We start from the raw sequence: 12,247 nt of genomic DNA, 5'->3' as shown, positions 1-12,247 counted from the left end.
AGGCTGGAGCACGCTCGATGAAAGGAACCCAGCCACTCGCGCCGGGACAGTCGCCTCTGCCGCTGTACGTGCAGATTCGCGACGACCTGCGCCGCAAGATTCTCGAAGGCAGTTACCTGGTGCACGAGCGTCTGCCCTCTGAAAACGAGCTGATGAATGCTTTCGGCGTCAGCCGTATCACCATCCGCCAGGCGCTGCGCGACCTGCATAACGAAGGATTGGTATTCAGCGCTCAGGGCAAGGGCACCTACGTCAGCAAGCCGAAGGCCGTGCAGAACGTCCAACGCCTTCAGGGGTTCGGCGAGGCGATGGCAGCCCAGGGATACGAAGCCACCGCACGACTGCTTTCGATTCAGGAGCGCAAACCGCCCAAAGCGGTGGTTGCCGCGCTGCATCTGCTGACAGGCGAGGACGTGGTTGAGGTCAAGCGAGTGCGCTACCTCAACCGCGAAGCCGTCTGCGTGGAGAACAGCTATTTCCCCCTCGATATCGGTCGCCGGATGTTTGGTGTTGACCTGTCCGGCGACATTTTTCCAATGCTGGAGAACCTGTTCGGCATTGCCCTGGGCCACGCCAACATCGGCCTGGACGCCACCCTGGCAGATGAAGAACTCCATCAGTACCTGGCCCTGAAAGTTGGCGAGCCGATTCTGCGCGTCGAGCGGCTGACCCACGACCGTAACGGCCGCCCCATCGATTTCGAATACCTCTGCTACCGCGGCGACGCATTCAAATACCAGTTCCGAGTAGATCGGAAATAGGAGGCAACATGACCACTATCAATGGCATCCCAGTCATCGACACCGACGTTCTGGTCATTGGCGGCGGCACCGCCGGCCCCATGGCCGCCGTAACCGTCAAGGAGCAGGACCCGAACCTCAAGGTCATCCTGCTGGAAAAAGCCAACGTAAAGCGTTCCGGCGCCATCTGCATGGGCATGGACGGCCTTAACAACGCCGTGGTCCCTGGCCACGCCACGCCCGAGCAGTACGTCAAGGAAATCACCATCGCCAACGATGGCATCGTTCACCAGCCGGCCCTGATGGCCTATGCCACCCGCTCTTTTCCGATGATCGAAAAGCTCGACTCCTGGGGCGTGCATTTCCAGAAAGACGAGACCGGCGATTACGACATGAAGAAGGTGCATCACCTGGGCACCTACGTGCTGCCGATGCCTGAGGGCCACAACGTCAAAAAAATCCTCTATCGCCGCCTGCGACGCGTGCGGGTGGAGATCGAAAACCGCTTTCAGGCCACCCGCCTGCTCAAGGACCCGGATGGCAACATCGCCGGCATGATCGGGGTGAACACCCGTACCGCCGAGCCAATCATCATCCGCGCCAAAGCAGTGATCATGGCCACCGGCGCCGCCGGACGCATCGGCCTGCCCAACTCCGGTTACCTGTTCGGCACCTACGAGAACCCGGCCAACTGCGGCGACGGCCACGCCATGGCCTACCACGTCGGCGCCGATCTGGTGAATCTCGAATGCTTCCAGGTCAACCCGCTGCTCAAGGACTACAACGGTCCGGCATGCGCTTACGTCACCGGACCACTCGGCGGCTTCACCGCCAACGCCTATGGCGAGCGCTTCATCGAGTGCGATTACTGGTCCGGGCAAATGATGCTGGAGTTCTTTAAAGAACTCGAATCGGGCACGGGGCCTGTGTTCCTCAAGCTTGACCATCTGGCCGAGGAAACCATTCAGGAAATCGAGACCGTCCTGCACACCAACGAGCGCCCTACCCGCGGTCGCTTCCACGAAGGCCGCAACGTCGACTATCGCCAGCGCATGGTGGAGATGCACATTTCCGAAATAGGCTTCTGCTCCGGCCACTCGGCATCCGGCGTGTGGACCGACGAGACCGGCGCTACCACTGTCCCCGGCTTATATGGCGCTGGCGACATGGCCTCGGTTGCGCACAACTACATGCTCGGCGCCTTCGTCTACGGGCAGATCTGCGGAGAAAGCGCGGCTGCCTTCGTCAAGGATCGGGCCGAGCCGCAGCTCGACGAAGCCTTCATCGCCCAAGAGCTGGCGCGCATCCAGGCACCGCTCCTGGTCAAGGACGGCATCCCGCCGGAGCAGATGGAATACAAGGTCCGCCGCCTGGTGAACGACTACCTGCAGCCACCGAAGGTGACCAAGAAGATGGAGATCGGTCTGGAACGCATCATGGCCGTACGAGACGACCTGCACATGCTGTCCGCCGCCGATCCCCACGAGCTGCTCCGTGCGCTGGAAGTGCAGTCGATCATCGACTGCGCGGAGATGGCCGCGCGCGCCTCGCTCTACCGCACCGAATCGCGCTGGGGCCTGTACCACTACCGCGTCGACTTCCCCGAGCAGGACAACGCCGAGTGGTTCTACCACAGCCGCCTGTTCAAGGACGCCAGCGGCCAGATGGCCCACGGCAAGCGCCCGATCGCCGACTACATCGTCCCGCTCGGCGAGGAGAAGGATGCCTACAGCAAGTTGCGGGTGAAAAAGGCCGCCAACGCCTGACCTTCTGGTGACCGTTCACCTTGTAGGGGCGAATTTATTCGCCGGCCGAACCTGACATACGCGGGCGAATGAATTCGCCCCCACAGAAAAGCGGGCTAACCGTGCCCGCTCGACTGGAACCGAGGAGATAAACCATGCCCGTAGCCAACCACCGCTCTGCCGTTCCGGTGATCGTGGACGAAGAAAAATGCATCGCCGAGAAGGGTTGCCGTGTCTGCATCGATGTTTGCCCGCTGGACGTCCTGTGGATCAACCCGGACACCGGCAAGGCCCATATGAAATACGACGAGTGCTGGTACTGCATGCCCTGCGAGACCGACTGCCCGACCGATGCGGTCAAGGTAAACATTCCTTACCTGCTGCGCTGAACCAGGCCCGAATTGCGGCCTGCAACGGCCCAGGAGATGAACATGAAGACATACGACAATCCGCAGCTGCAAAGCCTTGCTGACAACCTAGCCTCAGAGGACCCCGGCATTCGCCGTGTTGCCGTGCTCGAACTGGTTGATTGCGGCGAGCCGGAAGCGGCCGAGCTGCTGATCATCGCGCTCAACGACGCTGACCCCGCGGTACGCCAGGAGGCGGCCAAGGTGGTCGATGAATTCGACGCTGTGGATATCGCCGATGCACTGATCGCGGCGCTGCAGGACAGCAACGAAGTCGTGCGCAACGCCGCCGCTCACGCGCTGGCTGACCTGAAGGACCCGGCCGCCGCCCTGCCATTGCTCGAGGCGCTTGAAGGCACGGATGACCCCTTCGTCGTGGCTGGCATCCTGCGGGCGGTCAAACCGCTGCGCAACCCGGCGTCCCAGGCTCCGGCTCTGCAACGTATGCACGCCGAAGACCCCGGCGTACGACGTGAGGCCGTGGCGGTGATCGGTTGGCTCAAACAGGCCGAAAACCTCCCTGCGCTGATGGAACGCGCGCAGCAAGACAGCGATGCCGAAGTGCGCCGCGCGGCCACCGGTGCGCTGGTGTACGCGACGCCTGAACAGGTCGGCCCGACACTCGTTGGCCTGCTGCGCGACGAGCACTGGCAGGTGCGCGTCGAAGCCGCGGTCAGCATCGGCAAGCTCAACTACCAGGCCGCCCTGCAGCCACTGGTTGATGCCACCCACGACAGCTTCTGGCAGGTCCGTGAAAAAGCCGTGGATTCACTGGGCAAGCTCGGCTCCATCGGCGCTATCCCGGCGCTCGGCGTCTGTGCTCGTGATCCGATGAGCAACCTGCGCAAGGCCGCCATCGGCGCGCTGGGCTCCATCGGCCACAGCGACGGGCGACCCTTCGTCGAAGCCGCCATGGACGACCCGGATCCGGATGTCCGCAAGTTGGCGCGCTGGGCCATTTCTAAACTCGACGCCGCCGCGTGAGGTCCGCGCTGTGCTTCCGCCCCCTCTCCCCTAGGGGAGAGGGCTGGGGTGAGGGGCGAGGCGCACCAGAGGAGCCTACGACATGACCTATGTAGTGACAGAGAACTGCATCCGCTGCAAATACACCGACTGCGTCGAAGTCTGCCCGGTCGACTGCTTCCATGAAGGCCCTAACTTCCTGGTGATCAACCCCGAGACCTGCATCGACTGCAGCCTCTGTGCACCGGAGTGCCCGGCCGATGCGATCTTCGCCGATAACGCGTTGCCCGCCGACCAGACCCACTTCATCGAACTCAACGCCGAACTGGCCGAGGTCTGGCCGGTGATCACCCAGACCAACAGCCCGCTGGCCGAGGCAGACACCTGGGTGGACCAGAGCGACAAGCTGCAGTTTCTGGAGCGCTGAAGCATGCCCGAACTTGTCATGACGAGTTGGCTTCGTCGCGCGTTGCTGGCTCTGGTGATCGGCAGCGCCGCGCTCACCGGCAGCGCACGGCCGGTAGAGGACCAAAGCCGCTCTGTCAGAACGCCGGAAACGCCGTCGCTGATGGTCCTGGACGGCTACCCGCCGCGACTGTTGATTTCCATTACCCGGATTGCTTGAGGAGTTACCCATGACCGCTCAGATCCTGACCGCACCCCCTACGGAAATCCGCCTGCGCAAGGCGCTAAAGATGCTCGAAGTGCTTTGGCCCGACGGTGTGCGCAGCCAATTGAGCTGCCTGGCGCTGCGCAAGTCCTGTGCATGCTCGATGTGTGCCCAGGCGCAACAGCGCGGCGTGCTGAGCCTGATCGATGCCGACGTAGGCGTCGACCGGCTGGAAGTGTCCGGCGTCAGCGGTGTGCAGTTCCATTTCAGCGACGGGCATTACCGGGGCCTGTATCCCTGGGCTTATCTGCGCGAACTGGGAGAGCGCCTGCAATGAACACCCGCGCCCAGCAACTGCTCGCACCGCCTTTCGCCACGCTGCGCCGGCTCTACCCCGGCGCAGCACTGTGCGCGGTGCTGGCACTGGCCGGCAGCTTTCTTGCCGATCACTACTCGGCGCCCGCGCTGATGCTGGTTCTGCTGCTGGGTTTTGGCTTCGCCAATCAAGCCGCCGATGCGCGGATGCAACCTGGCGTGACCTTCTGCAGCCGGCAGGTATTGCGCATTGGTGTGGCGCTGTTGGGCGCGCGTATCGGCGTAGAACAACTGCTCACCGTTGGCAGCCTGCCGGTGGTGATGGTGCTGACCAGCGTGCCGCTGGTTATCGGTGCCGCATTGCTATTTGGTCGCTGGCTGGGACTGCCGACCCTACACAGCCTCGTCGCAGGGGTCGCAGTGGCAATCTGCGGCGTGTCGGCGGCGATTGCCGTGGCGGCGGTGATTCCTGCTGGCAGGCTGGAGGACCGGCGACTGCTGGGCGTGGTCGTCGGCGTCACCGCGCTAGGCACGCTCTCGATGCTGGTATATCCACCTTTACTCAGCACCCTCGGCTACACCGAGATCGAAAGCGGACTGCTGCTCGGCGCCAGCATCCACGACGTAGCCCAGGCCGCTGGTGCCGGCTATTTGGTATCCGACAGCGCCGGCGATATCGCAACGCTGACCAAACTACTGCGCGTAGCGCTGCTGGCGCCGCTGGTACTGCTGCTCGGCTTCCTGCTTCACCGGGAAGATTCCGGCAGCGCCGAGCTTCCCCTGTTTCTGCTGGGTTTCCTGGCGCTGTTTGGCCTGAACAGCCTCGGTTGGCTACCGACCGGCCTGCGTGATGTGCTGGTTACCGCCTCCAATGCCTTCCTGCTGATGACCATGGCTGCGCTCGGCATGCGCACCACGCTGGGCGCACTGCTTGCCCAGGGCTGGCGCCCGATGCTGCTTCTCGTATTGCTCAGCGGCGGCCTGCTGCTCAGCGCAATGGCGATGCTGGCAATGGCCTCGCCCTGACGATTTCTACTGCCTCGTTCTACTTACTGTTGGAGGATTGGCCCATGGCTGCAATCGGTACCGAAAGCGTTCTCAGCGTTCGTCACTGGAACGACACCCTGTTCAGCTTTACCACCACCCGCGATCCGGGGCTGCGCTTCGAGAATGGTCACTTCGTGATGATCGGCCTCGGTGTCGAGGGCAAGCCCCTGATGCGCGCCTACAGCATCGTCAGTGCCAATCACGACGAGCACCTGGAGTTCCTCAGCATCAAGGTGCCGGATGGCCCGCTCACGTCGCGCCTGCAGCATCTCAAGGAGGGCGACCCGATTCTGGTGAGCCGCAAGCCGGTCGGGACGCTGGTGATGCATGATCTTCGACCCGGCAAGCACCTCTACCTATTCGGCACCGGCACTGGCCTCGCGCCGTTCATGAGCATCGTCCGTGACCCGGAGGCGTATGAGCGCTTCGACAAGATCGTACTGGTGCACTGCGTGCGCGAGGTCAGTGAGCTGGCCTACCACGACTACCTGACCCATGAACTGCCAGAACAAGAATTCCTCGGCGATGAGGTGCGCGAGAAGCTCATCTACTACCCCACGGTCACCCGCGAGCCGTTCCGCAACCAGGGCCGCATCACCACCCTGGTGGAAACCGGCCGGCTCGCCGCCGACATCGGCCTTCCGCCGCTGAACAAGGACAGCGACCGGGTGATGCTCTGCGGCAGTCCAGCCATGCTCGATGCGCTGACCGGCATGCTCGACTCGACGGGCTTCGAAGCCTCCGCACAGCAAGGCGAGCCCGGCGACTACGTGATCGAGCGCGCCTTCGTCGAGAAGTAGCCGCACCGAACCCTAGGAGCGAACTTGCTCGCGAAGCGCTGCCTTTGTCTGCTCGCGAACAGGCTCGCTCCTATGCACGGATAACATCTTTCTTACGGGCCAAACCCCAGGAGCGTGCCATGAGCCTGATCACATTGAAGACGTCCGAACGCGACCTCTGCGCCCAGGCCGAGCAGGCGTTGGGCCAGTGGACTGAACCCTTTCTGGGTTGCGACCTGGTCAGCGCCGGAGCGGTACGTGCGCTCCAGGTCGAGGGGACGCACCTGCACCTCGCGCTATCGCTGGGCTTTCCCGCAGATGGCTATCGGCACGCGCTGAGCAGGGCCCTGCAAGCGCTGCTGCTGGCCCATACCCAGGCAACAGCGGTAACGGTCGATATCGACTGGACGGTCTCGACCGCGCCTGTCACAGCTCAGGCCGTGCCAGGCGTAAAGCATATGATTGCAGTCGCTTCGGGTAAGGGGGGCGTGGGCAAATCCACCACCGCGACGAACCTCGCGCTCGCCCTTGCCGCTGACGGCGCACGGGTCGGCATGCTCGACGCCGATCTCTACGGCCCCAGCCAGCCACGCCTGCTGGGGCTATCCGGCATACCGGATAGCCGCGACGGCAAGCTGCAGCCGATGCTCGGCCACGGACTGCAATGCATGTCGATCGGCTTTCTGGTCGATGACGAAGCGCCGGTGATCTGGCGCGGCCCAATGATCACTCAGGCCCTGACCCGCCTGCTCCAGGAGACCAATTGGCAAGAACTCGACTACCTGATCGTTGATCTGCCGCCCGGCACCGGCGACATCCACCTGACCCTGGCGCAGCGGATGCCGGTTTCCGCGGCGCTGATCGTCACCACGCCGCAGGACCTCGCCCTCCTCGACGCTCGCAAGGGCCTGCGCATGTTCGAGAAGGTCAACGTGCCGGTGCTCGGCATCATCGAGAACATGAGCCTGCATGTCTGCAGTCAGTGCGGGCACGAGGAGCACATTTTCGGTAGCGGCGGCGCTCGGCGCATGGCGCATGGCTGATCAGTACGGCAGCGAATTGCTTGGCGAGCTGCCATTGGACATGCGCATCCGCATTGGCGCCGATGATGGACTTCCGGTGGTCATCGCTGATCCGCATGGGAGCCTCGCCCAGACCTACCAGACCATCGCCCGCCGGGCCGCGGCAAGCTTGTCACTGCGCTCGCAGCAAGCATCGATGGTGCCTCTGCCGGAGGTTATTGAAGCCTGATCGCCGCAACGGCCCGTTCGGGTCCATCTGACTCTTTATTGTCACCCGGTGGGCAACTTTCGCCTCGCCTGTTGTCTCGTTCTTGAGCGCGCATCAAACCAACCATAAGCGCGCCGCTTTAGAGCCTGACGTGAGGTCCCTCCACAATGCTGACACTTTCCATCAACGGCGCCGACCTCGAGGTCGACGTTCCTGACGATATGCCCCTGCTCTGGGTCCTGCGCGATGTGCTGGGCCTGACGGGCAGCAAGTACGGTTGCGGCATTGCCCAATGCGGCGCCTGCACCGTCCACCTTGACGGCCAGGCAGCGCGCTCGTGCGTGTTGCCGGTGGGTGAGGTGAAGGATCGCAAGGTCGTGACCATCGAAAGCATCGGCAACACCGATCTGGGCCAGCAGGTGCAACAAGCATGGTTGGAAGACGAGGTGGTGCAGTGCGGTTACTGCCAGTGTGGGCAGATCATGTCGGCCGTCGCGCTGCTGGAGAAGAATCCGCAGCCCGATGACAAGGCCATCGATCAGGGTATGGCTGGCAATCTCTGCCGCTGCTGTACCTACACCCGCATCCGCAGCGCCATCAAGCGCGTCGCCCAAGCATGAGGATGCGCGAGATGACCAAGCCGGACACGACCCTGCAATCCCCCTCACGCCGGACCCTTCTGAAAATCAGCAGCCTCGCACTCGGCGGGCTGGTCATCGGTTTTTCATTCCCCTTCGCCGGTCGCAGTTTTGCCGAACAGGTGCTGAACGAGGGCCCGGAAGATCAGCCGATGTCCAACGCTACCGCGCTGGACGCCTTCATCAGTATCGATCGCGACGGCCAGGTGACCTTCACCGTGCCGAAGATCGAAATGGGCCAAGGCGCCCAGAGCGGGCTGGCGGTGATGGTGGCCGAGGAGCTGGAAGTCAGCCTCGACCAGATCACCCTGAAGGAAGCGCCGCCGAACGAGGAAATCTATAACGACAAGTTGCTCAACTTCCAGGCGACCGGCGGCTCGACCTCGATCCGCAGCAACTGGGAGCCGTTGCGCCAGGCCGGCGCCGCTGCGCGACTGTTGTTGATCCAGGTCGCGGCACAACGCTGGCAAGTCGGCGTCGATGGATTGCGTGCGGAGAACGGCCGGGTGCTCGGTCCAGACGGTCAGAGCTTCGGCTACGGCGAGCTGGTCGAGGACGCCTCGAAGCTGCCGGTACCGGAAAACATCCCACTCAAACCCGCCGAGCAGTTCAAGCTGATCGGCAAACCAACCCGACGCCTGGACACCCCCGCCAAGGTCAACGGCAGCGCGCGTTTCACTATCGATCTGGTGGTGCCGGGGATGAAGTACGCCTCCGCCCGCGCCTGCCCGGTGCTTGGCGGCACCGTGCGCAATGTCGATGAGCGCGCCGCGAGAGCCGTTTCTGGCGTGATCGATGTGATCCGTCTGGACAACGCCGTGGCGGTAATCGGCGAGCACACCTGGGCCACCTTCGCCGGCGTGCGCGCACTTGAGATCGAATGGGATTATGGCGACAACGCCAGCATCGACTCGGCGCAGATGGAGCGCGAGATCAAGGAGGCGCTGGACAAAACCGGCGCCATCGCCAACGAACAGGGCGACATTGACCAGGCACTCAAGGATGCGGCCAAGACCTTCGAAGCCGAATACCAGATGCCCTTCCTGGCCCACGCCGCGCTGGAGCCTATGACCTGCGTCGCCCAGGTTCGCCCGGACGCAGTGGAACTCTGGGTCGGCACCCAGGTGCCGGTGCGCGCGCAGACCGCTGCGTCCGAAGCCTCTGGGCGTCCTGCTGAACAGATCATCGTCAACAACCAGCTCATCGGTGGCGCATTTGGTCGGCGGCTGGAAGTGGACTTCATCCACCAGGCCGTGGCCATCGCTGCGAAGGTGGACTATCCGATCAAGCTGACCTGGACGCGCGAGGAAGACACCACCCACGACATGTACCGGCCGCACTACATCGACCGGTTCTCCGCCGCGCTGGACGCCGAGGGACGCCTGCAGGGCTGGCGCCATACCATTGCCGGCGCCTCCGTGCTGGCACGCTTCGCCCCGGCCGCCGTACCGGAAAACGGCCTGGACGGCGATGCGGTCGAGGTGGCGATGCATCCGATCTACGCCATGCCCAACCTGCGCGTGAATTACGTGCCGGTGCCGCCCAAGGCGCTGCATCAATCCTGGTGGCGAGGCGTCGGCCCTCTGCGTAGCACCTACATGCTGGAAAGCTTCATCGACGAGGTCGCGCGCAGCGTCGACCGAGATCCGGTGGAATACCGTATGGAATTGCTCGGCAAGCATCCCCGCGCCCAGGCGGTGCTGCGCCTGGCGGCCGAAAAGGCCGGCTGGAGCGAACCGCTGGAAGCCGGTCACGGCCGCGGCGTGGCAGTGCAGGAGGTGTTCGGCAGTTTCCTCGCCACGGTTGTCGAGCTGCAGGTAACCGAGGACAAGGGCATCAAGCTCAAGCGACTGGTGGTCGCGATCGATTGCGGGCAGGTCATGAACCCTGTGTCGGTCAAGTCGCAGGTCGAGGGCGGAACGCTGTTCGGCTTGTCCGCAGCGCTGTTCAACGAAATAACCGTCAGCAAAGGCCGCGTCGAACAGACCAACTTCCACGACTACCGCCAGCTGCGCATCAGCGATGCGCCTTCGGTGGAAACCTACATCGTCGAAAGCCGCGAAGCGCCAGGTGGCGTCGGCGAAGCCGGCACTGCGATGATCGCGCCGGCACTGGTCAATGCCCTTGCCACCGCCAGTGGCACTCGCATCCGCCGCCTGCCGCTGGCTCGCGCCGGCTACTACGTGATTTGAGGAACCCAGCATGACGATTCGACTTTCCCGCCGCGGGCTGCTGGGTGCTGCGCTTGCCGTTTGCGCTGGCGCATCCCTCGCACAACCCACCGACCAGGCATTGCTTGAACGCGGCGAGTATCTGACCCAGGCCGCCGATTGTCTGGCCTGCCACGTAACCGAAGGCGGCAAGCCCTATGCCGGCGGCCTGCCGGTCAAAATGCCCTTCGGCACCCTTTATACGACGAACATCACCCCGGACAAGGAGACCGGCATTGGCAACTGGAGCGACGACGACTTCGTCGAAGCCATGCAGCAGGGCGTCGGGCCGGACGGCAAACACTACTACCCGGCGTTTCCGTACACCTCCTACACGCTGATGCCGCGGGAAGACATTCTGGCGATCAAGGCTTATCTGTTCAGCCTGGAGCCGGTGAACCAGCCGAACAAGGAGAACGACATCGGCTTCCCGTTCAACCAGCGCTGGGGCATCGCCTTGTGGAACATGCTGTTCCTCGATGACGAACGCTTCGAGCCGGACGCTGAACAGTCCGAACAGTGGAATCGCGGCGCCTATCTCGTGGAAGGTCCCGGCCACTGCGGCGAGTGCCACACGCCACGTAACTTCATGCAGGCGAAGAAAGGCTCCGAGGCGCTCGGCGGCACCACCATCCAGGGCTGGGCAGCCTGGAACATCACCGGTGACGAACAGAGCGGAATCGGCGGCTGGCCGGATGAAGCACTCGCCAGCTACATGGCAACGGGCGTCGCCCCGGGCTACGGCGTCGCGGGCGGGCCGATGGCCGAGGTGGTCAACCACAGCTTGCGACACCTGACGCCTGAGGACATCCAGGCGATGGTGATCTATCTCAAGTCCGTGCCAGGCCAGCCGGCTGAGGTCAAACGTCCCGAAGCCAGAGCCCTGGCGAACGAACCACCGGCCGAGAGCCGTCACCCTCTAGGCCAGAAGCTCTTCGCAGACGCCTGCGCCAGCTGTCACCAGTGGGACGGCAGCGGACGCCAGAGTGACTACGCCTCACTACGAGGCCTCCGTACGCTGAACGATCCGAACGGCTTGAATCTGGTCCAGGTGATCCTGAAGGGCGACGCCCTCCACGGGCCAAGCGGGCACCACCTGATGCCGGCATTCAGTCGCCATTTCAATGATCGAGAGGTATCGGCCCTGAGCAATTTCATGCTCAGCCACTTCGGCTCGCAGGCTGGCGACTTGAAACCGGAAACGATTGCGGAGCGACGGAACGAAGGTCACTGACCATAGAGTGGGGGGCACGGTGTAGGCATTTGAGACCTACGCGGTACACGCTCGATGGGTATCGCTTCGCTCAACGCCATCCCACGCCAGGGTGAACGAACCGGGCAGATAGCTAATCGTTAAACGTTCCCACGCGCTCCGTGGGAACGCACTCTGTGACGCTCCGCGTCACGCGGCAATTCGCCATCGTCCGCGCTTGGCGGGGCAAAACAGAGGCAGGCATGACTTCAGCGTAGCTCATGGTCGTTTCGCCAATACGAGCCTAACGGCGCACTCGAAGCCTCTGGGAACCACAACGAGTGCGCCGCGCCGTTTCGGTTCCCAAACCT

At 63.4% G+C, this 12,247-nt stretch carries 12 protein-coding genes and 1 pseudogene; all 13 read left to right on the top strand.

What is annotated here, in order from left to right:
* Positions 1–17: 17 nt before the first annotated feature.
* Entirely contained in the window at positions 18–761 is a 744-nt protein-coding gene (locus tag NA619_RS04580) for a GntR family transcriptional regulator (protein ID WP_255960403.1), read from the top strand.
* An 8-nt stretch (positions 762–769) separates the two neighbouring features.
* A complete protein-coding gene (locus NA619_RS04575; protein WP_255960401.1) occupies positions 770–2,506 on the top strand; it encodes a fumarate reductase/succinate dehydrogenase flavoprotein subunit in 1,737 nt (578 codons plus the stop codon).
* A gap of 134 nt (positions 2,507–2,640) precedes the next feature.
* A complete protein-coding gene (locus NA619_RS04570) occupies positions 2,641–2,874 on the top strand; it encodes a 4Fe-4S dicluster domain-containing protein (RefSeq protein WP_042923047.1) in 234 nt (77 codons plus the stop codon).
* A gap of 42 nt (positions 2,875–2,916) precedes the next feature.
* A complete protein-coding gene (locus tag NA619_RS04565) occupies positions 2,917–3,876 on the top strand; it encodes a HEAT repeat domain-containing protein (RefSeq protein WP_255960398.1) in 960 nt (319 codons plus the stop codon).
* An 82-nt stretch (positions 3,877–3,958) separates the two neighbouring features.
* On the top strand, positions 3,959–4,282 hold the full coding sequence (gene fdxA / locus NA619_RS04560; protein ID WP_255960396.1) for a ferredoxin FdxA: 324 nt from the start codon (positions 3,959–3,961) through the stop codon (positions 4,280–4,282).
* Positions 4,283–4,285: 3 nt separating this feature from the next.
* Positions 4,286–4,480 (top strand): hypothetical protein, encoded by a 195-nt coding sequence (locus NA619_RS04555; protein ID WP_255960394.1) that lies wholly within the window; start codon positions 4,286–4,288, stop codon positions 4,478–4,480.
* A gap of 10 nt (positions 4,481–4,490) precedes the next feature.
* The gene (locus NA619_RS04550) at positions 4,491–4,802 is read left to right on the top strand and encodes a gamma-butyrobetaine hydroxylase-like domain-containing protein (RefSeq protein WP_255960393.1); all 312 of its coding nucleotides are present in this window, start codon (positions 4,491–4,493) and stop codon (positions 4,800–4,802) included.
* Positions 4,799–5,806 (top strand): YeiH family protein, encoded by a 1,008-nt coding sequence (locus tag NA619_RS04545; protein WP_255960391.1) that lies wholly within the window; start codon positions 4,799–4,801, stop codon positions 5,804–5,806. Before NA619_RS04550 ends, NA619_RS04545 begins: the two co-directional genes overlap by 4 nt.
* 44 nt (positions 5,807–5,850) lie before the next feature.
* Positions 5,851–6,627, top strand: coding sequence for a ferredoxin--NADP reductase (locus NA619_RS04540; RefSeq protein WP_255960389.1), 777 nt, complete (start codon positions 5,851–5,853; stop codon positions 6,625–6,627).
* 119 nt (positions 6,628–6,746) lie between these two features.
* Positions 6,747–7,857, top strand: a pseudogene (gene apbC, locus NA619_RS04535) (iron-sulfur cluster carrier protein ApbC).
* A 146-nt stretch (positions 7,858–8,003) separates the two neighbouring features.
* Positions 8,004–8,456 (top strand): (2Fe-2S)-binding protein, encoded by a 453-nt coding sequence (locus NA619_RS04530; protein WP_255960387.1) that lies wholly within the window; start codon positions 8,004–8,006, stop codon positions 8,454–8,456.
* Positions 8,457–8,467: 11 nt separating this feature from the next.
* On the top strand, positions 8,468–10,666 hold the full coding sequence (locus NA619_RS04525; RefSeq protein WP_255960385.1) for a xanthine dehydrogenase family protein molybdopterin-binding subunit: 2,199 nt from the start codon (positions 8,468–8,470) through the stop codon (positions 10,664–10,666).
* Positions 10,667–10,676: 10 nt separating this feature from the next.
* Positions 10,677–11,918: a c-type cytochrome gene (locus NA619_RS04520; protein WP_255960383.1), complete on the top strand. Its 1,242-nt coding sequence runs from the start codon at positions 10,677–10,679 to the stop codon at positions 11,916–11,918.
* Positions 11,919–12,247 lie beyond the last annotated feature (329 nt).

It is taken from the genome of Stutzerimonas stutzeri (genome assembly GCF_024448895.1).
GTDB lineage: Bacteria > Pseudomonadota > Gammaproteobacteria > Pseudomonadales > Pseudomonadaceae > Stutzerimonas > Stutzerimonas stutzeri_Q.
This window is presented reverse-complemented; position numbering and strand designations above follow the sequence as displayed.

Bases quoted from the DNA above. Each gene is read 5' to 3' on its own strand.
- NA619_RS04555 (WP_255960394.1), top strand. From the start codon at position 4,286: ATGCCCGAACTTGTCATGACGAGTTGGCTTCGTCGCGCGTTGCTGGCT.
- fdxA (WP_255960396.1), top strand. From the start codon at position 3,959: ATGACCTATGTAGTGACAGAGAACTGCATCCGCTGCAAATACACCGAC.
- NA619_RS04540 (WP_255960389.1), top strand. From the start codon at position 5,851: ATGGCTGCAATCGGTACCGAAAGCGTTCTCAGCGTTCGTCACTGGAAC.
- NA619_RS04525 (WP_255960385.1), top strand. From the start codon at position 8,468: ATGACCAAGCCGGACACGACCCTGCAATCCCCCTCACGCCGGACCCTT.
- NA619_RS04550 (WP_255960393.1), top strand. From the start codon at position 4,491: ATGACCGCTCAGATCCTGACCGCACCCCCTACGGAAATCCGCCTGCGC.
- NA619_RS04565 (WP_255960398.1), top strand. From the start codon at position 2,917: ATGAAGACATACGACAATCCGCAGCTGCAAAGCCTTGCTGACAACCTA.
- NA619_RS04570 (WP_042923047.1), top strand. From the start codon at position 2,641: ATGCCCGTAGCCAACCACCGCTCTGCCGTTCCGGTGATCGTGGACGAA.
- NA619_RS04520 (WP_255960383.1), top strand. From the start codon at position 10,677: ATGACGATTCGACTTTCCCGCCGCGGGCTGCTGGGTGCTGCGCTTGCC.
- NA619_RS04530 (WP_255960387.1), top strand. From the start codon at position 8,004: ATGCTGACACTTTCCATCAACGGCGCCGACCTCGAGGTCGACGTTCCT.
- NA619_RS04580 (WP_255960403.1), top strand. From the start codon at position 18: ATGAAAGGAACCCAGCCACTCGCGCCGGGACAGTCGCCTCTGCCGCTG.
- NA619_RS04575 (WP_255960401.1), top strand. From the start codon at position 770: ATGACCACTATCAATGGCATCCCAGTCATCGACACCGACGTTCTGGTC.
- NA619_RS04545 (WP_255960391.1), top strand. From the start codon at position 4,799: ATGAACACCCGCGCCCAGCAACTGCTCGCACCGCCTTTCGCCACGCTG.